We start from the raw sequence: 24,431 nt of genomic DNA on the forward strand, positions 1-24,431 counted from the left end.
CCATTGCTGTCATTGATTTATCTTCATACAACTTTCTGTATCATTAACAACTTGCTGCAATTGGCCTGCTTGAGTACCCAATCCCAAGGTACGAAGCAAATTTACTTTAATTTTTGAAGTCTCTAAGCCTTACTATTTTTCAACCAGTTTATGCCTTTTAGCAAGGCGTTTTAGGTCATTAAAATCATGATCTGAAATTAAATAGTCATGTTGCAGAAGCCATCGGTCTTAGACATGCACAGATTAAAATGGCTTTGTTGTATAAAAAATCAAAATCTTAATTTCACCCAAGGTATTAAAATTTAAGATTAAAATTTGTGTGGGGTCGGTCTGCTTCCATAAAATTATTTATGACTGCCACATATGCAGGAATCTCATTCACCTAGCTTTGAAAGTTCTTGGTACTGAGTTTATCTCCCAATAATTTGATGCAATGCATCTTGGTTTCTACCAAGCTTTGGGAATGATACCTAGACCACTTTTTCCAAATTTTTCTTCCTAGATATTTAACCATTTTCAACAATTGTATAAGCGACCATTAACTGATATTTGGTAAGTGAGTGTTTGTTCATAATAATTAAGATTAGTTATCTGCCCCTCCTTAAGTTATTTTAGACATTATGAGTATTTAAACGACATGAAATGTCGCATAAAGTTTAAAAAAAGAAAAAACAGATTGACTCATATAGATCTAAATGATTATTTTTTATTCAATGATAAATCATATAAATGGAAAATGCTTTGAGCTTAAATACTTTAAAAAAAATGATGTTCGACATCGAAAGAAAGCAACCTATTAATATGCTTCGGTTTAAAGCTTTAATTTTAAATCTAAATATTCGCCATCGTGTTGAGGCTGTTGATATTCAAGGTATCAAAATTAAAGGTGATCTTTATCTGATTTAGTATATACATCCTACTATTGAAATGGAGATTAAATGTTTAATAGCAAATATGGGGAACAATCGTATTAGTGCAGCTAAACAAAATTTTAGTCATCTGCATAAAGTTATTGGTTCATTCATTTTAATAAGACAATCTCCACAACATCCTCACGTAATTCTTTTTGACGAAGGTGGTAATTATCAATCCCCTGTAAATTTGTCGCGTCACGCTGTTATTGTCGAAAATCGTCAAGTCTTTTTAAATATTGAAAAATTCCAAATATTTTTAAAAGATCATACTGATGTACCATGCGATTTACCATTTGATTTTATATTTGGTACAGGAAATGAAATTTCAAACTCTTTACATCGAAATTTTTTAAATCAGTATGAACACCTGTATCTATGTTTTGATTGTGATTATGGTGGTCTTAAAATAGCTAAAAACTTATTTCAACTGCTACCAAATAAAAAGATGACCTTTGTACAACCTAATGACATTCAACAGCGTTTGGCTCAAGTTGTACATGCTTTGAGTTCAGATGAACTAGAAAAACTGGCTCAGTTTGCCTTGCAAGCCCCAACATTTATACAACATTATATACAGTTAATGTGTAATGCCCAACGTAGTCTTGAGCAAGAGAGTTTCCTAATATGATCAATAATAGTTTGTCTCTATTGCAGTTTACATTGAAGCGATTAGTGTTTGTTAACTCTGCGAAGCATGCGTATTCAGAGCTTCTATTAGATCAGCATTTAGCGATGTTTGGGCGCAATAATAATGGTAAAACGGCAAGTTTAGCGGCAACTAAGTTATTACTTTTTCCAGAGGTGAACTTTAAGCATTGCTTTCAGAAATTTGGATTTGAAGGCAAAGATGGGCCATATGATGCAGAGCAGTCATTTCGTTTTTATTTTCCCACTATTAAATCCTTTATAGCGTTGGAAGTTGAAAACCCCAGCGGTACTTTTACCATGGTGTTATTTCGTGCTGCAAGTAGTGAGAAAAGTCAGGACTATGCCTACCACCGTGCATTTATTCCATTGCCTTATCAAGAGGTGAGACATTTATTTTGGAATGAACCAGAACAGGATTTTGCAACAATTTTGGGTACGGAAAGTTTGCTTAAGTTTACTCAAAAACAATGTGGCGTGATTATTCAAGAAGCCGCTAAACTTCGACAAATGATTTTTGCACGGTTGGGCAGTCCAGATGCGCAGTACTGTATTATTCCATTAAAAGATAACAATGCCGACTCGCTCAACGCTTTTCGTAAAGTCTATAATTTGGCTTTTTCAATGTCGAGGAGTGTTTCAGATGTTTTGTCATCTGCTATCGCAGCCCTCATTGAAATGCAGCGTGGTCGTGCGGAAGAAAAGCTCGATCATGATTTAGATGAAACATATCAAAAATATTTACAGCTCAATCAACAGAGTCAAACATTAAAATTAAAACAAAACAATTTAGAACGTTTTAATCAGCTTACTCTCGAATTTAAATCCATATACCAATCAAATTTTAATTATTCTGTCGATCATCATTCCATTGATTTATATGTTAATTCTCAATTAAATAAATTAAAGCCAGAGCAAATTAGACAGCAAAGTCAGCTTAATGAGATTAATCGTCAGTTTCGTGAATTAAAAGCGAAGATGAATCAATTTAAATCTGAGATTAATGAGTGTGCAGCACAAATCAAGCTACTTGAAAGGTATTTTAATGAAACGCAAAAGCAAATAGAGCAAACGCTAAAAGTTCGCTATGAATATCCGCTCGAAATGTCAATTTATGAAATCAAAAATGCACTATTTTCAGATATCCAAGACCTGATTAATAAGCGGGAGCTTTTACTAAATGGTGCTAAAGCAACAGAAGAGTATCAGGCTAAAAGAAAACAATTTCATCAATTACAACACCAATTAGAACAACTGAATCTTGAAATTGAAACTATTAAAAATCAGAAAGATGACAATTTATTGGTCAAACAAATCAGCGAACATAGTCAGCACGTTATACACAGTTTAAATGCTAAATTAGTTAATATTAGTCAAATATTAACAGCATCAGAAAAACATAGTATTGAGTCATTCACGGCGCTATTTCATACCAATTTATCAATGCTTGCCTTTAAAGATAAAGCTTTAACTATACCCCTCAAACTGTATGAACCAGAAGATATATTACTCAAAATGGAGCAGCAGCAGCAGGCACTCTTAATACAGGTACAAGATTCAGAGCAAGAGTTTAAGCAATTAGAACAACTCATTTGTGATGCTAATAACCCTGAATTAAACCAAGCTAAAGTCTTGAAGCTCTTGAACGATATTCAAAAAAATGAAGCAGATATCGCTTTGTTAGATGCTTTTGATATAAATACCGAGCATGCTAAAAAATATACACAGGAAATCACTGCTCTGATTGAGAAAAAAAATATTTTGGATGAGCAGTTACGTATTCACACCATTCAATTTGATGATTTCTTGGCTCAACAGGGTCGTTGCCAGTCTATTCTCGATCAATTGAGTGATCAGCAAGAAAAATTCAAAAAAATTACTGATTTTCTTGGTCATGCATCGCATATGTATGAGGTATTACCAACATCAGCATTGCAACAACAAGATTTACAACCTAAAACAACTGTTGTTCATGAATTGTTTGATCAGGCGCATGACTTAAGCGAGTTAGCGAAAAAACTTCAAAAACAATATAACGATTTTATCGTTAAATTTAGTCAATTTTCCAATGCTGTTCCATCGGCAGATATTGATTTAAATCGGGTACATATACGTTTAAATGAATTAGAACAGAGTCTCGAAATTTATCATAGTATGTTTTCAAATTTAGATTTAGAGCAACAACAATTTAGACATGCGGTATTGGGTCATAATGAAGAAATTCGCTCTCAAGTGCAAGAAATTAATGAGGCTCAAGATCAATTACACCGTGCGGTCGCCATGATTAATAAAAAAATTAATCATCATCAAATTTCTAATTTAACTGAAATTCGTTTGCAACTTGAAACGGTTTCAGACTTTGATCATCTAAAGAATACCTTGGAAAAGCATAATATCTCAGGCGAAACTCTAGCAGAAGAATCCTTTTATTTATCACTTATTGCATTTTTTAATAAACACCAAGACAGAGGGCGCTTGAAGATGGCTAATCTTATCGAGTCGATTCAATATCGTTATAAAGTTGATGGTCAAGAGGTGATTAAATCACAATCTGGTGGAACCACCACAACCATCACATCCTTTGTATTGGCTGTGTTATTAAAGGAGATTCAGGTAATTGGTACTTCCGTACGCATTCCAATAATTGTTGATGAAATTTCTGCTTTAGATGCTGAAAATACGGCATCAACCATTCAGCAAATTAGTGAGCATGGTTTCTCAATATTCTGTGCAACACCTGAATTGACAGCATATTTGGTTTCAGAAGTTGGTCGTTATATTCATATCAATCAAAATGTTGCTAAGAATATTATAGACGTTGAGTGTCAATGGAATATCATGCCACACCACGTTAATCATTGGGGGGAGCATGAAGTTTAATCGTGACTTGATCATTAAAGCAATTATCGATGAAAAAAGTCATTTCCTGGTGTTCATTGACTATATTAATGAATACCACTCTGGAGGGGAGTTTCCTAAAACCTTATATATTGATTTTTTTGAGCGGCAGATACGCACGCGAGCGAAATTCGATTTGAGTAAAACAAATTTGATTCAATTACTTAGTTTAGAGTCGCTCATTGATAATCATATATTTGCTGACTTTCCTTCGACAGGTCAACTGGTACTGAATAAAACAGTGCTCGATTTACTCGGTTTTCTAGACACCAAACGTAGTCGTCAATTGGTCAACGCACAGTTTGAGGATATGCGGAAGCGCACGGTTGATGTTGCCTCAGAGATACAACATGCTGAAATTGGGAGTCAGTCATATCGTGAATTTGTATTAAATTTCAAATTATTACTTAATGAGATTCACAGTAAAGTACAAGAAAACTGTATGGTGCTGCAAAGCCGTTTAGAAGGTTTTGCTGAGGAATATCGGTTATTTGAACAAGGTGAAAGCAAGCTGACCATTCAAGATTTATATACTGAAGTTAATCAATTATTTTTGCGTAATGTGAAACCATTTTTGGATTTTACTTCAACGGACCAAATTTTATCGGTGCAGTCTTTTCATGAAGCTGTGTCATCCATCATTGATTTTTTTGAAGGGCAATGTGACATTGAATTGTCTTATCAGCTGAGTTATCGATTGACTGCAATTACGTCTTATTATAAAGATATCCAACATATTTCAGAAAGAATTACTCGCTATTTACATCAAATTGGACAAGATCGTTCCAGTTATTTGGCAATTGAAAATGCATTTGCTGAATTGATGAATGCTTTAGAGCCTTTACGTCATGGAGGTTCTAAAAATATTAAATTAAAGCCATATGCTGATTTTTTTAAGAATATAACTGTTTTAGATGGGGTGGCAGATCATAAAAAGAAATATCAAGCCAAACTGAATTTAGAGCCTGATAAAAACCTATTTCCATTCGAATATTATTTGGAACGGTTATACTCAAAACCTTATAAAGAAACTCTGATTATTGAACGCGTGGCGCTGCCAAAAACTATTCGTTTGGAAGAAACTCGTAAAAAAATGATAATGAATTTTGTGGCAAATCTAACATTACCTGATCAGGTTGAAGATATTTATTTGTACATTCATCAGCAACTTCAACAGAATTTAAATGATTACTCGCTTAAAGATATTTTGTTTGGATTAGAAATGTTATTGCCATTATTAAGAAGTGATTTTATAGGGAAACAAACAAGGGGGCGTGTGGAAGATATACAATATTATTTAGAATATTCAGTGCTTTCATGGCAAAAGAAAGGGGCGAGTACGTGATTAATTTTCAAAGAAGTGAACAGATTTTTAATACATTAATGAATGGACGCATTATTAATCGTGAAATCATCGATAACGATGTTTTGATACCTAATCCTTTATTTAATGAGATTATGGATTATTTAGAAGATTACCAAAAACAGTATGAAATGAGTGGTTTTAAGTTTATTCACTCAGGTGATTACGTCTACATTACTGAAGATGAAAAGAACAAGACTGAGATTGCAATGAGAGCTCAAATTCTGTTGCTCTTGATTGGAAAATACCTAAATAACAATAATTTTAGCTTACAAAAGATAAAACAGTTAAATTTAGGTCTGACCCTTTCAGATATTTTGAATATTCAAAATATGCCTGAATGTACAGAACTATTGAATCGGGCTGGTATGGGGGCGGATGTATATTCTCAAATCAAAAATATTTTGGTTGAACGTCACATTCTATTAGAAAAAACTACTTCGAAAGCTTTTATATTATCTGCGATTGGAGAAAAATTTTTCGATGAGTTACAACCTTTATATTTAGATTAAATATCGTAGCTTCTGATGAATTAATTTGCTTTCATATATATGCTTAGAACGATCGAAGATTGACATTAAGTATTATAAAAGCCCTAAAAGCAATCGAAATGATTTAAATTCTACTAAGATAATCCTAGAAACTAACTGAATAAAGAATTCAGTTGTCAGTCAACCATCTACTTTTTTACTTGTGGATTGCTTTAACCATGCGTAATAACCAAGGTGATGAACATCTAAAGTCGAAGATATACAACGAACAGACCATATGGGTTGATGATCCTGAATAAAGGTGTACCTCATTTGAACTGGATTGCGAAGTATGCCGCGGCCTTCTTTAATATATCCCTTTCTTTGCAAACCCGTTGCAACTCCTTTTTTAGCTGTGCCAACTCTGTAACTTCATCGCTAGATTTTGTGATTTTAGATTTCTACGATCCATAACGCTTGATGCCGACATAAGAACTATGCATGGTTTTACCTAAGCGTGTGGTAGTTTCAGCCATGCTATGATCTTTTTCAGTCACTTGCTTTACAGCTTCAATTTTGAATTCTTCAGGATATCGTTTGCTATTGCTCATAAACACCTCGTTAATTAGCTATATTGTTTGGCTAAAAAGTGTCTATAAAATCGGTGGCTACTCAATCAAGTTCCTAAAATCAAGTTGACATGATGTTATGCAAAAAAGTTAGTTGTAAGCAATAACAAGAAAATTTTTCTCTAAGACTGTATGCTCTATTACATATTATTTACCAACAGAAATAATTGGAAATTTCTATTAATAAAAAAGTTAATTTTAATTTTTTTTAAATTTAGTTTTCATAGATTTAATAGTAAAAATAATAAAATAAAAGAATGCACCTGAAAAGTGCATATTATTTGTAAATGAAGCTAGAAATTTTATTAGCACTTTCGATTAAACTTTGAGCAATGGTTGAATAGAATGCTGTTTTATCATAAGTACTAATTGGGCAACTAACAGAAAGTACAGCAACCATTTCTCTATTTGATTGGTTGTAAATTGGAGCTGCGCATGCAGCCATATCTGTATTGAAATGTCCCCAACTTACTAAAAACGGTTCTTCTTTTACTTGCTCAAGTCGCTTTAATAAACTTTCAATATTATGAGGTGTAAGCTCAGAAAAAACTTTCCAATCGTTAAAGTTTGCATAACGTCTTTTTACTTCACTTGTAGGTAGTTTAGATAGCATAAGTTGACCAATTACAGTTGCATGAGCAGGCCAATGTGTACCTATATGAACTGTACTTGTGAATGCACCTGTAGATTGTACATTATTGATAAATACAACATTTGTACCTTCTAATATAGATAGATGGACTGCAATTTTTAAGTTATCACGCAACTCTTTCATAATAGGTGATGAAAGTTCATTTAGTGATAGTTTAGATAGGCTATTAAAACCAAGAGACATGACGCGGCTATCTAATGCATAAGTTTTTTGTGTCAGTTTTCTAAGGTAACCGCAGTGCTCTAAAGTATAAATTAATCTAAAAGCACTAGAACGATTCACATCAATTTTTTCTGCAATTTCAGAAATAGTCATTTCCTGATTATTTTCATCAAATAATGCAAGAATTGCTAATCCCCGTATCAGTCCAGGAACCAAGTAACGATCTTCATTTTTGTTTGTTTCTGGATCTTGCATTACTTCTACTTCATTTGAATTCATCAACGAGCCTGCTCTGACTATATTTAACTTTGCCCCATATAGGGGATGCCCTGCACCATATCTTAACGGTCTTTCACCTCCTTCACAATGTTTATATACAAAACAAAATTTATCAATCAAAACGTAACAAGGTATTTATTTTATATAAGTGCATGAAAATAATTAATAAATATTAATTGACAAATATTTTGGTTAAAGCTTATTCTGATATTGTGTTTTAAATATTAAATAAAGTTTTGTTGGTAAAACATAGAGGTGGTCTCGTGAATTGGATATCTGTTTGTAAAGTAGATGAAGTTGCAGAAGAAGAGCCGAAGGCAATTGAGATCAATGACAAAAAAATTGGTGTTTTTGTAATCGATGAAAATTATTTCGCAATTGAAAATGTTTGTCCTCATGCATTTGCTCTATTAACTGAAGGTTTCATTGAAGATTCAACAGTTGAATGTCCATTACATGAGGCAATTTTCGATATTCCAACTGGGCGTTTAGAAAGTGGCCCAGGTTGTCGCGATTTATGTACATATCCCGTTCGAGTTGAAAACGAAGAAATTCAAATTCAACTTTAAGCACGAATGATTAGGGAAGAGATCAAATGAAGCAATATAACGAAAAGCTAGCTAGATGGATCACCGCAACTCCTTCAAGCTATGCTGGGATTAATAATATTCAAATTCCAGGTCAAGTAGAGCACTTGATATGGCAGAACCGTTACAAAGAACCAAGCCCGTATGAGCAAGATTTTGTTCAGTATTTAATTACTGCATTCACCAATGGTGTAACTGAATTAGATGACTTAGTGAATGCCTTAAATGATCAGGGATTCAGAGATGAATCTGGTGATCTATGGTCAGTTGGAAGTTTTTCGACTGAAATGCAACGTTTAGGTTATTAACACACAAGGACATCATGATGACTATTGCAGAAATGAATGTTGAACAATATCTAGACCTTGGTTTACGTGACCAATGGTATCCGGTATTGGCAGGCTGGGAAGTGGGGGCGAACCCTGTTGGCATCACACGTTTAGGTGAAAATATTGTCGTATGGCGTGATGATAAAGGTCAGGTTCACGCACTTGAAGATCGCTGCCCGCATCGTGGTGCACGTTTATCTTTAGGTTGGAACTTAGGTAATCGTATTGCTTGTTGGTATCACGGTGTTGAAGTTCGTCATGATGGTGTTGTTGAAGACGTACCTGCTGTTCATGATTGCCCATTAAAAGGCAGTGACTGCGTAAAAAATTATCAAGTTCAAGAATTAAATGGAGCAATCTTCATTTGGTTTGGTATTGATGCTAATGAAGCACCTGCTGAACTTGTGCTTCCAGATCAGCTTTCTAGCGAAGAATGGAGTTCGTTCCTTTGCATGGCAGACTGGAAAGTAAACCATCAATATGCAGTTGATAACGTGATGGATCCTATGCATGGTACATACTTGCATTGCACATCGCACTCAATGGCAGATGGTGAAAAAACCGCAGAAATGAAGCATCGCCCGACGAAAGATGGTTTTGTTTTTGAAAAAGAAGGTCAAACAGGTGTGAACTTTGACTGGGTTGAATACGGTCAAACAGGTGCAGCTTGGTTACGTTTATCTATTCCTTATCGTAAACAGTTTGGTCCGGGTGGCGAATTCTGGATCGTTGGTTTTGCGACTCCAATTGATGAAAATAATACACGTGTGTTCTTCTGGCGTTGCCGTAAAGTTTCAGGCTGGCAACGTAATGTATGGCGTTTCTTATACCGCAATCATTTAGAACAATTGCATTGGGATGTATTAGAACAAGACCGCATTATTTTAGAAAATCTTGCGCCAAATGCACGTAAGCATGAATTCCTTTATCAGCATGATGTTGGCTTATCACGTTTACGTCGCTTAATGAAAAAAGAAGCAGAAAAACAGCTTAAAAAATTTGTAGTACTTCAAGGCTCTCAAAATGAAAACCGTATTGACATGAAGGAAGCATCTAATGGCTAATCTGCCAATTTTAGCGGGAAAACGTATTCTTGTGACGGGTGCAGCACGTGGCCTAGGGCGTGATTTCGCCCAAGCTGCTGCTGAAGCTGGTGCATCGGTTGTGATGGCAGATATTCTGGCAGACTTAGTTCAGCAAGAAGCGAAGGCATTATCTGAACAAGGATTGGATGTTTCTGCAGTTGAAATTGATTTAAGTCAAAAAAAATCAGTTCAGCAAGCGGTTGATCAAGCTGTTGCAATGTTAAATGGCTTAGATGGATTAATCAACTGTGCAGCTTTGGCAACAGGCGTTGGCGGCGTGTCACTAATGGAATATGACGAAGATCTTTGGGATCGAGTGATGACTGTCAATGTGAAAGGTACGTGGTTGGTGACACAAGCATGTGTTCCACACTTAAAAAAATCGGGTTCAGGAAAAATTGTCAACATTGCATCGGACACTGCAATGTGGGGTGCTCAGCGTTTAATGGCTTATGTTGCAAGTAAGGGTGCCATTATTTCAATGACACGTTCAATGGCACGTGAATTGGGTGAAGACAATATTTGTGTCAACACGATTAGCCCAGGTTTAACGCTGGTAGAAGCAACCGAATATGTACCTCAAGCTCGCCATGATTTGTATGTCAATGGAAGAGCGATACAACGTCAACAACATCCACAGGATCTAAACGGCACAGCGATTTATCTACTTTCAGATATGTCTTCTTTTGTGACGGGTCAAAACATTCCTGTGAATGGCGGCTTTGTATTTAATTAAGGAGCAACACATGATTACAGGTATTGAAGTTTTAAAATTTGGTGTTGAAGATCGAGTTGAAGCAAAAACCTTCTTGGCAGATTTTGGTTTAACAGTAACTACTTCAGATATAGATGGCGCAGATTTATACCAAACACAAAATGGCTGCAAAGTTTATTTATTTGATATTGCTGATGCACGTTTACCAGAAGCGATTGAATCAGGTTCTACTTTACGTGAAGTGACTTGGGGTGTTGAAAGTGATCAAGACCTTGAGGCTCTAAAAGAAAAGCTTTCTGCTGAACCAAAATTCTTAGCAGACGACACCAAAGTGCAATGTCTTGATCCAAATGGCATGACCATTGTTTTTGAAAAAACGATTACAAAAGTTGTTGCACAAGCACGTACAGAAGGCATTAACCAATTTGGTAACGTTCAACGTGTAAATGCAGCAAGCCCTGTTTATGAAAAAGCAGAACCTGTTGATATTGGTCACGTTGTATTTTTCACACCAGATTTGAAAACAACTCAAGCTTTTTATATTGAAAAATTAGGCTTCCATTTATCGGATGCTTACACAAACCGTGGTGCATTCTTGCGCTGTCGTAGCGAAGGCTTCCATCACGATTTATTCCTATTGTCTATTCCGAATAAACCTGCTGGTTTAAATCATGTTGCCTTTGTGGTTCGTGATATTCACGAAGTGATTGGTGGTGGTTTGAGTATGAACCGTCAGCAATGGTCAACATTCATTGGTCCTGGTCGTCATCCTATTTCATCTGCGTATTTTTGGTATGTGAATTCGCCATTGGGTGGTGCGTTTGAGTACTACACCAACGATGACTACCTAACGGAAGAATGGCAACCCCGTGAAGAAGAACATCGTTTAGAACTCTTTACGGAGTGGGCGATCGAAGGCGGTTTAGACCACGAAACACGTCGCCAAGTAAAACCAGTGTAATCAATAGAAGATAAGGATGTCGACAACATGAATCAAATTGTGATTGTAGGTGCTGGGCAAGCTGCGGGCTGGGCAGTTCATACACTGCGAAACCAAGGATATAATGGTGAAATTCATGTTGTATCGAATGAAGATAATGTCTTTTATGAACGTCCACCGCTATCGAAGCAAGTTCTCTCTAAAGAAGCGACTGTAGAAAGTTTGAATCTATTTTCTTCTGATCAAGTCAATCAGTTTTCAGTGATTTGGCATAAGCCGGATTATGCGATACAGATTAATAAACAGAATAAGACTTTATTGTTGAAAAGTGGAAAATGTTTAGATTATGACAAATTACTCATTGCAACTGGGAGTAAAGCTAGGATTCCAGTAAATGCATGGAAGAGTATAAAAAACGTTTTTACACTTCGAGATATTCAAGATTGTCACAATCTCTCAGCACGCTTAGAAACAGCGCATAAGATTGCAGTAATTGGTGGAGGATGGATTGGACTTGAGATAGCTGCTACAGCACGTAAACAAGGAAAGATGGTTGAGGTATTTGAATATGGAAGCCGTCTATGTGCTCGTAGTGTGAGTCCTGAAGTTTCAGATTATATAAAGGATTTACATGAAACATCTGGGACAAAAATTCATCTTAATGCAACAAAGATTCATTTGATTGAGCATTCTGATAAACAGGTCGAAGTCTTTAATACAAGTGGACAGCCTGAAATTTTTGACTGTGTCATTGTAGGAGCAGGTGCTGAAATAGCGAAGGACCTGGCAGTAGAAGCTGGTCTCGAAGTCAAAGATGGAATAGTCGTAAACAAATATGGGCAGACTTCCGATTCGGATATTTATGCTGCAGGTGATGTCGCAATCCATCCTGAACTAGGTTTCTGTATTCAATCTTGGGCTAATGCTCAAAATCAAGCAATATCAGCGGCAAAATCAATGTTAGGGGATTTGACGGCATATCAAGATATACCTTGGTTATGGTCAGATCAATATCAATGCAATATTCAAATTTTGGGGACGTATCAGCCTGAAAGAACAGCTCAGGTGGTTATACGTAAAACAAACTCTTATCAACAAAGCTTTTTTTACCTTGATGATCAAAATCGACTCATCAATATGATTGCCGTGAATGAAGCAAAACTAGTAAAGCTTGCAAAAAGATGGTTAGCAAATGCTATAGAGCTTAATCCACAACAACTACAAGATTTAGAATTTAATCTGATGAAATTGAAATAGTTAAGCAAGAGAAATCACTTAGCACATATTCGAAGGAACGTACAATGGAAAGTGAAACAAAGACAGGTATAAAACATTGGACACCAGCCGTCATTTTAATGATCTGCGTAGTCCTCGCTTTTTTTGACAAAATTAGTATCGCAGTATTGTTTTCCGATTCAACATTTTTAGATGTGATGGGGATTGGTAATGACAAAGCAAAACTTGGATGGTTGATGACCAGTTTCTTGCTGGCATATGGTTTTTCATCAATGTTCTTAAGTTTCTTGGGAGATATTTTTTGTCCTAAGAAAATGTTGTTTTGGAGTGTAGCTTCATGGGGTTTACTCATGTTAGCGATGGGATTCACCTCAGACTTCATCACACTTGTTGTACTTCGAATTTTACTCGGTTTAGCTGAAGGTCCTTTGTTTGCATTAGCATATACCATTGTTAAGCAAACCTATACTGATCGTCAGCAAGCTCGTGCATCCACAATGTTTTTACTTGGTACACCAATTGGTGCCTTCCTTGGTTTCCCAATTACGGCATATGTACTTGCGAACTATGATTGGCATAGTACGTTTTTTGTGATGGCTGCCTTAACACTTGTAGTCATGGCCCTAGTTTACTTTGGTTTACGCGGTCTTGAGCTAAAACGTACAGTGGATTTAGAAGGTGTGGCTCAACGTGTCAATTTTAAAGATCACGTGACCAATACTAAAAAGCTATTAACGAATAGTGCATTCTGGTTGATCTGTATTTTTAACATTGCTTTGATGACTTATTTATGGGGCTTAAATAGTTGGGTGCCTTCTTATTTGATTCAAGATAAAGGCTTTAACTTAAAAGAGTTTGGTTTTTATTCAAGTTTGCCATTTATTGCCATGCTAATAGGTGAAATTGTAGGTGCTATTTTCTCAGACAAACTCGGTAAACGTGCAATCCAAGTAAGTGGTGGCTTGTTGGTAGCAGGGATCTTTATGTATCTCATGGTCATTGCAACAAATCCAATGATGGTGATTTTAGCAATGTCCTTAAGTGCAATGGCTTGGGGCTTTGGTGTGGCAGCTGTATTTGCATTGCTAGCTCGTGTGACTACTGCAGATGTAGGTGCAACTGCAGGTGGTATTTTCAATGGTTTAGGTAACTTTGCGAGTGCGGCAGCGCCAGTCATTATTGGTGCCATTGTGATGCAAACTGGGAGTTTCAATCTAGGTATTACCTTCCTTGCTGCTGTTGCAGTGATTGGTTCGTTCTTCCTTGCTCCACTATTGAAGCGTTACTAAAACTAAAATGTTTACTTGTCACAAGGCGTGATTGGAAAACAAGAATTTAACAAACGGACTGAATGAAATCTTAAGACATTACGATTCAGTCTAAAATTTAAAGGAGTGAGTTTCATGTCAACTCAACAATTTGAATCTTGGAAACAACCAGAAGACAAAACTTTAGAAGAGTGGATTGGTGGACGTATTGCTCGCTTTGAAACCCGTAAATATGATTTTGATGCTTTGAAGTTTCAAGCAGATTACGACCCTAAATACCGTCGTGCACAAATGCGTTATATGGGTACTGGTGCTACGGGTGTAGCGAGTGATAGCAATACTGTTCCTGCAGAAAACTTCACATTCTCAACAATGGTGCTACCACCTCAGTGTGAAGGTCCATTGCATATTCACCATGATGTGGAAGAAGTGTTCTTTATGCTTCGCGGTGAGATTGATCTATTTATTGAGCATGAGGGTGAAAAATTTTCTACACGTTTAAAAGAGCGTGATTTGATTTCAATTCCACCTGGTATTTATCGTGGTTTGTTTAACCCAGGTACTGAAGACGCATTGATGTGCGTGATGTTGGGTACAGGGAAACCAACAATTCCTAACTATCCACCTGAGCATCCATTGTCTCAAATCAAGCGTTAATTTATTCAGGATACCAAGTCATGACTTATATCGAACAACTCGCACAAGTTGAATTGAAAACTGTTCAATTTAATGGCGTGAAGCAGTCTTATAGAGAAGCAGGACAGGGTGAAACTTTGGTATTGCTCCACGGTATTAGTTCAGGTTCGGGTTCTTGGATCAGACAATTGCAAGATTTAAGCCATGACTTTCATATCATTGCTTGGGATGCACCAGGCTATGGTCAATCAGACTTATTAAATACTCCAAAACCTAATGCAACTGATTATGCAAAGCGTTTAAAAGGCATGTTAGATGCATTGAATTTTAAAAAAATTATTTTAGTTGGGCATTCATTGGGTGCATTACAGGCAGCAGCATTTAATGCTTTATACCCTGAATATGTAAATGCTTTAGTTCTTGCGAATGTAGCGCAAGGATATAAAGGTTTTGGTGCTCAGAAACAACAAGATGTTTTTGAAAAAAGACCAAAAATGTTGAAAGAACTAGGTGCAACGGGAATGGCAAATTCACGTGGACCTTATTTAGTTGCACATGCAACACAGCATGCGATGGAACTTATTACAGCTGTTATGCAAGGCATTAGCTTAGATGGTTTTACGCATGCATCTTATTTACTGGCTTACGACTCAATACAAAGTTATTTGCAAAAAAAGCAAAAAAATACGCATGTAGTAATGGGTATGTCAGATGGAATTACACCTGCACAAGATATTCAAGTATTGGCAGAAACGTATGAATTGAACCAATGCTATCAAATTGAAGATGCTGGGCATTTGAGTTATCTCGACCAAGCAGAACAATTCAATCAAATTTTATTATCGCTTAATTAAGTAAGCGTTTATGTGAGTTATGGATATGAGCTTCCAATTGAATGGAAAAAATGCAGTTGTTACGGGTGGCTCGTCGGGTATTGGGCTAGCAACAGTTGAATTACTTGTTGCAGAAGGTGCCAATGTCGCGTGGTGTGGTCGTAATGAACAACGCTTAGCGGAATCGAAAGAATTTATTTTATCGCATTATCCAAATGCAAAAGTGTTCACAGCAACATGTAATATTTTAGATAAACAGGAAGTTATTCAATTTGCAAACAACGTTGAAAAAGAATTTGGCGGTATTGATATTCTAATTAATAACGCTGGTCAGGGGCGTGTTTCAAACTTTGAAAACACGGAAGATGAAGATTGGTTAAAAGAAATTGAGCTGAAATATTTTAGTGTATTGCATCCTGTAAAAGCATTTTTACCTGCTTTAAAGCAGTCGAATTTTGGTTCTATTACCAATGTAAATTCACTACTTGCTTTACAGCCAGAACCTCACATGATTGCGACTTCTTCAGCACGTGCTGCTTTACTGAATTTAACGCATTCGTTGGCACATGAGTTTTCTCAATACAACATTCGTGTGAACTCGATTCTATTAGGCATGGTGGAATCTGCGCAATGGAAACGTCGTTTTGCAGATCGTTCTGACCAAGCTCAATCTTGGGAAGAATGGATTGGCAATATCGCGAAAAAACGTGGCATTCCAATGGCGCGTTTAGGTAAGCCTGAAGAACCAGCTCGCGCGCTTGTTTTCTTAGCATCACCATTGGCTTCATACACAACAGGTTCAACCATTGATGTGTCTGGCGGCTTCAATAAGCATCTATAAGGTGAATATATGAAACAGTTAATGATGATTGGATTTGGAGCAATGGCAAATGAAGTGTGTAGTCATTTGCCAAAAGATCTTGAATTGAAATGGGTGGTTGTACCTGAGCGTAGTGTTGATGCTGTAAAGCAAAAGGTCGCAGCAGATGTACACGTCATTTCTAAAATCGATGACTGTTTAGGTGAGCCTGATTATGTCATTGAGGTTGCAGGGCAAGCAGCGGTAAAAGAACATGCCGAAAAAGTTTTGGCACGTGGTTGGACGATTGGTCTGATTTCTGTAGGCACATTGGCAGATCCTGAATTTTTCGAAAAATTGCAAGAAACTGCAGAAAAATCGGGTGCACATCTTCATCTTCTTGCAGGAGCTATTGCGGGTATTGATGGTATTGCAGCTGCTAAAGAAGGGGGCTTAGAAAAAGTGACCTATAAAGGTTGTAAAAGCCCAAACAGCTGGCGTGGAAGCTATGCGGAAAAACTCATTGATTTAGACAATGTGAAAGAAGCAACAGTGTTTTATAAAGGCACAGCCCGTGAAGCAGCGCTAAATTTTCCTGCGAATGCCAATGTCGCTGCAACCATTGCTTTAGCTGGCATTGGAATGGATGAAACGCAAGTTGAATTAACGGTTGATCCAAATATTAATCAAAACAAACACACCATTGTGGCAGAAGGTCGCTTTGGTCAAATGAGTATTGAAATGATTGGGGTGCCTTTGGAAAGTAATCCAAAAACTTCAACATTGGCCGCACTGAGTGTCATTCGTGCATGTAGAAATAGCGTAGATGCAATTCAGATTTAAAAGGGATAGGTGAATGCCATGGTAAAAGAAATATATATTGCAGGTGAATGGCGTCTAGGTCGTGGAAATGTCATTCAAAGCCTATTTCCAGCAGATAACTCAGTCAATGCTGAAATTTCTACTGCGACTTTAGAAGATGTTGAAGAAGCAATTGTGAAAGCAGATCGAGCTTGGCGTAAGCCCGAATGGCGTAATTCATTACCACATGAGCGTGCAAAAATTTTGTATCGCGTGGCAGATATTATTGAATCGCGTGTTGATGAACTTTCAAAACTGCAAACACGTGACAACGGTAAGCCTTTATCTGAAACACGTGCTTTAGTGATGAGTGCTGCTGCAACTGCACGTTTTAATGCGGCTGCATGTGAAACTTTTAATGAAGAGTTAACAACTCAACGCGCACCAGATTTCATGACCATGAGCGTGTATGAGCCTGTTGGTGTAGTTGCAGCAATCACACCTTGGAATTCACCAATTGCCAGTGAAGTACAAAAACTTGCACCTGCAATTGCAGCAGGTAATGCTGTTATTTTGAAACCTGCTGAAGCGACATCACTCATTGCTTTAGAGCTTGCAAAAATCTTTGAAGAAGCAGGCTTACCAAAAGGTATTTTAAGTGTACTTGTTGGTCGTGGTTCAGTCATTGGTGATGCGATTGCACATCATCCATTGTTGCGTAAAATTTCATTTACAGGTGGTACAACGACTGGTCGTCATTTAGCGCATATTGCAGCTGAAAAACTGATCACAACTTCGCTAGAGCTTGGTGGGAAATCTCCAACAATTGTATTATCAGATGCAGATATTGAAATTGCTGCAAAAGGCATTGTTTACGGTATTTTTAGTTCGGCTGGTCAGGCATGTATCGCAGGTTCACGTTTATTTATTCATAAGTCAATTTACGACGAGTTCTTAAAACGCCTTGTTGAAATTACCGAAGGCTTACGCGTAGGTCATCCTGAAACACCAGATGTTCATATGGGTTCGCTCATTAACCAAAAACATTTGGAATCGGTTCATCGTTATGTAGAGCTTGCAAAGTCTGAGGGCGGTACGGTTATCACAGGTGGTGAAGCCATTACTGAAGGTGAATTTGCCAAAGGTAGTTTCTACAAACCAACCATTATTACAGGCTTAAAAAATAGTGCTCAAACATGCCAAGAAGAAATTTTTGGCCCTGTTCTTGTGGTGATGTCTTATGACAATGAGCCAGATTTAATTGAGCAAGCAAATGACAGTTGCTTTGGCTTGGCAGCTGGTATTTGGACAGAAAACTATCGTAAAGCATGGAAAATTGCCCGTACTTTAGAAGTTGGAACAGTATGGATTAACACCTACAAAAAATTCTCGATTAGCGCGCCATTTGGTGGTTTTAAAGACAGTGGTATTGGTCGTGAAAAAGGTCGCTTGGGCATTTTGTCTTACATGCAACAGAAAAGCATTTATTTAGGTTTAAACGAACAAGCAAATCCTTGGGCAGATTAATACCCGCCTACACAGCAACAGATTTAGGAAAGTAGAATTAAGGAAATATGAAAATGAAAGAAAAAGTAAATGTAGGTGAAGCAATCGCACGTGTTTTAGAAGCACACCAAGTTGATAGTATTTACGGGGTAATCTCGATTCATAATTTACCGATTGCAGATGCAGTAGGTCGCCGTGAAAAGATTCGTTTTATTGCAGCACGCGGTGAAGCAGGCTGTGTGACTATGGCAGATTCACACTCACGCTTTACAGGTTTGGGTGTTGCACTTACCAGTACAGGTGCAGGTGCAGGTAATGCTGTAGGTTCACTGATTGAAGCAATGAATGCAGGAAGCCCTGTATTACATTTAACAGGTCAAGTAGAACGTGAATATTTAGACCGTGATGCAAGCTTCATTCATGAAACCAAAGATCAGCTTACTTTTTTAAAAGCATCAAGCAAAGCAGCATTTCGTATTACAAGCCCAGACAATGCGGTAGGTGTAATCCGTGAAGCTATTCGTGTTGCAACAACAGTGCCAATGGGACCTGTGAGTGTTGAAATTCCAATTGATGTGCAAGCAGCAGAAATTGATTTACCTGCAAATTTAGGTCCTGTAAAAGCGCTTCAACTTCCTGTCGCTGAAGATATTGAAGTAAGTTTAATTGCAGATGCGATTAAAACTGCAAAACGTCCTGTATTTTGGATTGGTGGTGGTACTTTAACTGCAGTTGACGAAGTAAAAGCAATTGCAGACTTAGGTATTCCTGTTGTGTCATCTACACATGCACGTGGTGTTTTGGCAGATAACCATCCACGTACATTGGGTGCATTTCATAACTCAGCAGCGGTAGAACAACTGATTAAAGAGGCAGATTTATTGGTTGTGGTAGGTTCACGCTTACGTAGTAATGAAACCAAAACGTATTCGGTAGTGTTCCCAGAAAATATTATTCAGGTAGATGCAAACCCAGTCGCACAACAACGTAACTACAAAACTGGTCAATTTGTTTGTGCCGATGCGAAAGATACACTTGCACGTGTTGTAAATGCATTATCAGGTGTATCAAAAGTAGATGCAGCTTACGATGCAGGAATTAAAGCTGCTCGTGGAAATGCAATTGAAGCTTTACGTACGCAAATGGATCAATACGCCCTCATTTGTGATCACTTACGTGCAGCACTTCCTGAAGATGGCATTTTTGTTCGTGACATTACCATGTCAGGTAGTACATGGGGAAGTCGATTATTCCCAGTACAAACACCAAATAAAAATATTCACTCACTTGCAGGTGCAATTGGCTTAGGTCTTGCCCATGCCATTGGTGCATCTATTGCAAATCCAACCAAGAAAGTTGTGGGCTTAGTAGGTGATGGTGGATTAATGCTCGGTATTGGTGAAATTGCCACAATGGCACAAGAAAATACCGACATGGTTCTTATGATCATGAATGATGGTGGTTATGGCGTAATGCGTGGCATTCAAAATAACTACTTTGGTGGTCGTCAATATTTCAATGAACTACACACACCCAATTATCAAGCCTTAGGTGAATCTATGGGCGTGAAAAGTTGGAAAGTGGGCAGTGCTGAAGAGTTCAAAACTGCAATTAAAGAAGCGATTGATTTGAATGGTCCGGCAGTTATTGAGTTAGATATGAACTCTATTGGTCCACTTAAGTTTGCGGGTCCTCCGCAGAAGAAATTGTACTAATTCATATTTAAATTCTGATTGTACTGACTATTCATTTAGATGGGTGGTCAGTTCCCAAAACTTTAATTGTGGATTACATAGGACATGGAGCACAGTTTCGATTGTTTTAAATGCAATGATTCAATTTAAAAAAGATGTCAAACAAATAGCAAAAATGAGCGAACAATAACCGAAACTCGTCACGACAAGTAAAACAGTCTTTTTAAATAAATGGTGAAGTTTGCGAGCAATACATTGCTTCAAGCCTAAGAATGTAAAGGAATTATTCAGAAAGTTTTGTTAGAAAAGGAAAATGGACTGAAAAAATCTTTAATGTGCTTTATCCAGAGGAAGCAAATTGAAGAACAAACACCACTAGCTAAGGATTTAGCTAAATTTTTTTAAGTAAAATCGAGTTTAAACATTGTTTTGTATGCAAAACAAAGCGGTGTTTATATGAAGGGGTTAACATGAAAAAAACTTTATTAGGTACTGCCATTTTATTTATGATGGCGTCAACGAGTCCATTGTTACATGCAAAAGATGACCCATTGGAATGGAAAAGTGAAGATGGTGCAAACTCATTTAAAGTAGGTGGTGTACTTCGTTTTAATCATCGTTATGAGCAATGGGACGAAAGTAAAAATCGTGGCGCTGGTAAATTAGATTTCGATATTTTCCGTATAGATTTAAAAGGAAATTATGGCGATTTATATTTTAATGCTAGTCCTATTATTCAAGACCAAGAAATGACGTCTATTGAAAAAGCATATGTTGGCTACAAAATAGATGAAAAGCAAAGCATAGAAGCAGGTTTGGTCTATAAACCATTTGCGCTGTACCCATATCCGCAAAATGGTTGGACATACCATATTCCATTCTTCTTAGGATACGGTAACAATATTGCGCCTGGTTTGAACTGGAATTTTAACAATGTACAATGGGACGTTAAACTGGGTTATTATCCACGTATGCTAGATGCGGATTTACGTTATTCCCCAGAGTCTGGTACATATGATGATTTTGATAAAAATCATCTGCCATTCCAATCTGGCTACCAAAATGAGAAGCATAATCAAATTAATACACGTATTGTTCATAAGATTGGTACCGAAAATTTCGGTAAGCATGAGGTCGGAGTATCTGGTGCAGTTTCTGAGCTTTACAACACCACTACGAAGAATGATGGGAATTACTATGCGCTAGGTCTGCATACCAATAGTGATTACAAACGTTGGAATTTACAGTCTTCGATTATTCATTATGAATATGATGCTAAGAATCCAGATGGTGTAGATAATCGTATGACGCTGATGGGTGCAAATGGTCTTACCCCATCGTATTTTATTGCTTCTGAAGGGACTATCGGCAGTTTGAACGTCGCTTATACTTTACCTGTGCAAGATATGGGGATATTAAAAGCTGTTCGCTTTTATAATGATTATAGTTATTTCCATAAGTCAGAAAAAGACTGGAATGCATCGCAAATGAATACTACAGGTGCAATGTTTATCGCAAAACCATTTATGGTGTGGGCAGATTATACATGGGGTAAAAATGCCAATATTTTAGGTGGTGCACAAAATGGTACAGGTTTTACAACAGGTGCTGGTTCTAAATATTCAGATCAGTGGTTATATCGTGTTAACTTGAATTTAGGATTTACATTCTAAAATTATGATTTTTTATAATCTTCAATAAAATTGATGTTTAATAGAAATAGGTTGTTGTCGAGGCAACAACCCTTCTTAATCTTATTCTGAGGAGGTGCACTCACATTAAGATAATTGTACAAACAAAACAATCATCACGTATCTTCAAAACCATGATTAAAAGATTATTCTTTTAAAATCATTGGCTTAGGCTCTTAAGTTTAATTAATGTCATCACTATAAAGTTTAAGTTATCAACCATAATAGCTCATAGTATTTTTATGGCAAAGACTCCTTAAATTATATTTTTTATATAAAATCCTACCATAAAATCTAAATTCATTACCCGCTGAGCGCACCATCTTCTTGTTGCATGCTAAATAAAATCATTATGCTAGCTTTCTTTTAAGATATCTTTTTTACTCAGTTTTGCCTTTTGCCTTTTGCCTTTTGCCTTTTGCCTTTTGCCTTTTGCCTTTTGCATTCTAGCTATTCAATCATCTCTCCCGCTGACTCATTGGCCTGTACTTTAATAATACTTTTTAAGAATTATGAAATTTTTTAAGCAGCTATATACAGATGCAATGTCTATTCATCTTTTATAATTTCCTGCGCAGACGTGTTTGGTTAAAAAAAATAAATACATGGCATCTTTTTACGTCTAAAAAATCACTTGGAATGCAAAGTATCAATTTTCTTATCACCTTGATGATCGAGAGTTAAACGCTTATTGAAAATGGTTTTTTATAAATAATTTATTGAGAAGAATTCATTAGTTTTATAAAAAAGTGAAGAAAATGCATTAAGTGGCATGGGAATAGATTATGCTATTCAGTAAACCTGAGTCCGCTTAACCTTTGTATTTTCTGGATGGCCCCATGATAGAGCTACGACATTTAAAAACGCTGACAGCACTGAGAGAACACGGATCACTGGTTGCAGCAGCAGGGGATCTGTGTCTAACACCTTCGGCCTTGTCTCACCAATTACGTGAACTTGATCAATGGTTGGGTGTGGAAGTGGTCAATCGCCGTAGTCGCCCGGTGAGTTTTTCTAATGTGGGGTTACGTCTGTTGAAATTGGCAGATGATGTACTGCCGCAAGTACAAATTGCCCAAAGTGATATCAGCCGTATAGTGCATGGACAGACAGGCCGCATCATATTTTCCTCGGAATGTCATAGTTGTTTTGACTGGCTAATGCCCTTATTGAATCAGTATCGGATTCAATATCCGGATGTCGATTTGGACTTTGCTTCAGGTTTTGAAGCCAACCCGCATGAATTGTTGCAAACAGGCGAGTTTGATCTGCTGATTACAGCCGATCCGATTGCATTAAAAGGGGTGGAATATTTCCCGATTTTTGAATACGAATCACGTTTGGTACTTTCGAATACCCATCCGTTAGTACGTGCCACAGATATTAGCGTACAGGAGCTGGCAGAGGAAACATTGATCACTTATCCGGTAGATAAGCACCGTCTGGATATCATGTCACGCTTGTTTATTCCTGCAAATATTCTGCCTAAACAGATTCGAACCACTGATCTGACCCAAATGCTGATTCAACTGGTTGCCAGCGGACGTGGAATTGCGGCTTTGCCGGATTGGGTGGTCAATGAATATGAACAGAAGGGCTGGGTGACTTCACGCCGTCTGGATTGCGTTGCAGCTGAAGGCTTACGTCGTACTTTATATGCAGGTTATCGAGCCGAAGAAAAGCAGAAAGACTACTTTGAGGGCTTCTTAAAGCAACTAGACCGATTCTCTAAAAAGAGAGCACATTATTACGACTGATTTTAGTCCCAAAACAACAGAATCAATAAGGTAAGAATTAAGGATTCTGTTGCTCTTCATCCTGATGTTTTTGACGGACTTGATCCCTTTTGATCTGAGGGTCTTTATCCACGCCTAACTGACCGCGTTGAAGCTCCCGGTCCTGTTTTTCTTGCGGATCGAGTTCCTCTTCTGGAAACTCTTCATTCAGTTCTTCATCTGGATTTATCATGGCATTATTCCTTATTAAAATAATAGATGTGATTAAGATCTGCTTGGCATTTGCTTTAAGTGCAGCTCTTTATTGTATATAGGGGATTTCATGACATTGTTGTTTTTTATAGCGCTTTTAATCTGATAAATGGACGTTCTTGTAAATATAGCTATGGCTCAGTTTTTAATGAAAAATTAATAGCTTTAGCCGGAATAATAAGAAGGCAGAATTGTAAGGATATTTATAATTGATTGGTGGTATTACAGGATTCTTTGTTGTAGAGATAAAAAATTTTCCTGTTATGACTTTTAAGCACTCCATATGAGAACTCTTTATACTTTTAAGAATC

21 protein-coding genes and 2 pseudogenes are annotated in these 24,431 nt (G+C 37.0%); 19 read left to right on the top strand and 4 right to left on the bottom strand.

Translation table 11 applies throughout. From position 1 onward, the window contains the following. Positions 1–295: 295 nt before the first annotated feature. Positions 296–526 (bottom strand): annotated as a pseudogene (locus AC3IT7_RS04675) (IS5/IS1182 family transposase); the annotation flags it as partial. Between the two features lie 428 nt (positions 527–954). On the opposite strand from AC3IT7_RS04675, the gene AC3IT7_RS04680 reads away from it, so the two are divergent. The 4 genes from AC3IT7_RS04680 to AC3IT7_RS04695 are packed head-to-tail and all read left to right on the top strand — an operon-like array spanning position 955 to position 6,332. Next, positions 955–1,542 carry a hypothetical protein gene (locus AC3IT7_RS04680; protein ID WP_489249559.1) on the top strand — a complete coding sequence of 196 codons (588 nt, stop codon included), beginning with the start codon at positions 955–957 and terminating at the stop codon, positions 1,540–1,542. Beyond that, positions 1,539–4,439: an AAA family ATPase gene (locus AC3IT7_RS04685; protein ID WP_489249560.1), complete on the top strand. Its 2,901-nt coding sequence runs from the start codon at positions 1,539–1,541 to the stop codon at positions 4,437–4,439. Before AC3IT7_RS04680 ends, AC3IT7_RS04685 begins: the two co-directional genes overlap by 4 nt. After that, on the top strand, positions 4,429–5,802 hold the full coding sequence (locus AC3IT7_RS04690; protein ID WP_489249561.1) for a hypothetical protein: 1,374 nt from the start codon (positions 4,429–4,431) through the stop codon (positions 5,800–5,802). Before AC3IT7_RS04685 ends, AC3IT7_RS04690 begins: the two co-directional genes overlap by 11 nt. Beyond that, positions 5,799–6,332: a condensin complex protein MksE gene (locus tag AC3IT7_RS04695; protein ID WP_489249562.1), complete on the top strand. Its 534-nt coding sequence runs from the start codon at positions 5,799–5,801 to the stop codon at positions 6,330–6,332. The genes AC3IT7_RS04690 and AC3IT7_RS04695 overlap by 4 nt, the downstream gene beginning before the upstream one ends. Before the next feature lie 174 nt (positions 6,333–6,506). Here the strand turns inward: AC3IT7_RS04695 and AC3IT7_RS04700 are convergent. Both AC3IT7_RS04700 and AC3IT7_RS04705 read right to left on the bottom strand, forming a co-directional pair. After that, a pseudogene (locus AC3IT7_RS04700) lies at positions 6,507–6,901 on the bottom strand (transposase); the annotation flags it as partial. Positions 6,902–7,196: 295 nt separating this feature from the next. Continuing rightward, the gene (locus AC3IT7_RS04705; RefSeq protein ID WP_489249563.1) at positions 7,197–8,012 is read right to left on the bottom strand and encodes an IclR family transcriptional regulator; all 816 of its coding nucleotides are present in this window, start codon (positions 8,010–8,012) and stop codon (positions 7,197–7,199) included. Between the two features lie 263 nt (positions 8,013–8,275). Here AC3IT7_RS04705 and AC3IT7_RS04710 point away from each other — a divergent pair, with 263 nt between their 5' ends. From AC3IT7_RS04710 to AC3IT7_RS04780, 15 genes are all read left to right on the top strand, one after another. Next, on the top strand, positions 8,276–8,581 hold the full coding sequence (locus AC3IT7_RS04710) for a non-heme iron oxygenase ferredoxin subunit (protein WP_489249564.1): 306 nt from the start codon (positions 8,276–8,278) through the stop codon (positions 8,579–8,581). 26 nt (positions 8,582–8,607) lie between these two features. Beyond that, on the top strand, positions 8,608–8,907 hold the full coding sequence (locus AC3IT7_RS04715; RefSeq protein ID WP_489249565.1) for a recombinase-like helix-turn-helix domain-containing protein: 300 nt from the start codon (positions 8,608–8,610) through the stop codon (positions 8,905–8,907). A gap of 17 nt (positions 8,908–8,924) precedes the next feature. After that, entirely contained in the window at positions 8,925–9,992 is a 1,068-nt protein-coding gene (locus tag AC3IT7_RS04720; protein WP_489249566.1) for a Rieske 2Fe-2S domain-containing protein, read from the top strand. Next, entirely contained in the window at positions 9,985–10,749 is a 765-nt protein-coding gene (locus AC3IT7_RS04725) for an SDR family oxidoreductase (RefSeq protein WP_489249567.1), read from the top strand. The genes AC3IT7_RS04720 and AC3IT7_RS04725 overlap by 8 nt, the downstream gene beginning before the upstream one ends. A gap of 10 nt (positions 10,750–10,759) precedes the next feature. Beyond that, positions 10,760–11,689: a VOC family protein gene (locus AC3IT7_RS04730; RefSeq protein ID WP_489249568.1), complete on the top strand. Its 930-nt coding sequence runs from the start codon at positions 10,760–10,762 to the stop codon at positions 11,687–11,689. A 27-nt stretch (positions 11,690–11,716) separates the two neighbouring features. Beyond that, a complete protein-coding gene (locus tag AC3IT7_RS04735; protein WP_489249569.1) occupies positions 11,717–12,925 on the top strand; it encodes an NAD(P)/FAD-dependent oxidoreductase in 1,209 nt (402 codons plus the stop codon). A 44-nt stretch (positions 12,926–12,969) separates the two neighbouring features. Next, entirely contained in the window at positions 12,970–14,193 is a 1,224-nt protein-coding gene (locus tag AC3IT7_RS04740) for an MFS transporter (protein ID WP_489249570.1), read from the top strand. 114 nt (positions 14,194–14,307) lie between these two features. Beyond that, entirely contained in the window at positions 14,308–14,829 is a 522-nt protein-coding gene (locus AC3IT7_RS04745; RefSeq protein WP_489249571.1) for a cupin domain-containing protein, read from the top strand. A gap of 20 nt (positions 14,830–14,849) precedes the next feature. Next, positions 14,850–15,662 carry an alpha/beta fold hydrolase gene (locus AC3IT7_RS04750; RefSeq protein ID WP_489249572.1) on the top strand — a complete coding sequence of 271 codons (813 nt, stop codon included), beginning with the start codon at positions 14,850–14,852 and terminating at the stop codon, positions 15,660–15,662. A 25-nt stretch (positions 15,663–15,687) separates the two neighbouring features. Further along, positions 15,688–16,482, top strand: coding sequence for an SDR family oxidoreductase (locus AC3IT7_RS04755; protein ID WP_489249573.1), 795 nt, complete (start codon positions 15,688–15,690; stop codon positions 16,480–16,482). A gap of 9 nt (positions 16,483–16,491) precedes the next feature. Then, on the top strand, positions 16,492–17,283 hold the full coding sequence (locus AC3IT7_RS04760; protein WP_489249574.1) for an aspartate dehydrogenase: 792 nt from the start codon (positions 16,492–16,494) through the stop codon (positions 17,281–17,283). A gap of 18 nt (positions 17,284–17,301) precedes the next feature. Continuing rightward, positions 17,302–18,768: an aldehyde dehydrogenase gene (locus tag AC3IT7_RS04765; RefSeq protein WP_489249575.1), complete on the top strand. Its 1,467-nt coding sequence runs from the start codon at positions 17,302–17,304 to the stop codon at positions 18,766–18,768. A gap of 53 nt (positions 18,769–18,821) precedes the next feature. Beyond that, positions 18,822–20,462 carry a thiamine pyrophosphate-binding protein gene (locus AC3IT7_RS04770; RefSeq protein WP_489249576.1) on the top strand — a complete coding sequence of 547 codons (1,641 nt, stop codon included), beginning with the start codon at positions 18,822–18,824 and terminating at the stop codon, positions 20,460–20,462. 449 nt (positions 20,463–20,911) lie between these two features. Beyond that, entirely contained in the window at positions 20,912–22,114 is a 1,203-nt protein-coding gene (locus AC3IT7_RS04775; protein ID WP_489249577.1) for a hypothetical protein, read from the top strand. Between the two features lie 857 nt (positions 22,115–22,971). After that, positions 22,972–23,889 (top strand): LysR family transcriptional regulator, encoded by a 918-nt coding sequence (locus AC3IT7_RS04780; protein ID WP_489249578.1) that lies wholly within the window; start codon positions 22,972–22,974, stop codon positions 23,887–23,889. A 37-nt stretch (positions 23,890–23,926) separates the two neighbouring features. Here AC3IT7_RS04780 and AC3IT7_RS04785 read toward each other — a convergent pair whose 3' ends face one another. Beyond that, complete coding sequence (locus AC3IT7_RS04785; protein WP_475654967.1) at positions 23,927–24,100, bottom strand: hypothetical protein; 174 nt, start codon at positions 24,098–24,100, stop codon at positions 23,927–23,929. Positions 24,101–24,431: the final 331 nt, after the last annotated feature.

The organism is Acinetobacter sp. KH_038 (assembly GCF_057839405.1).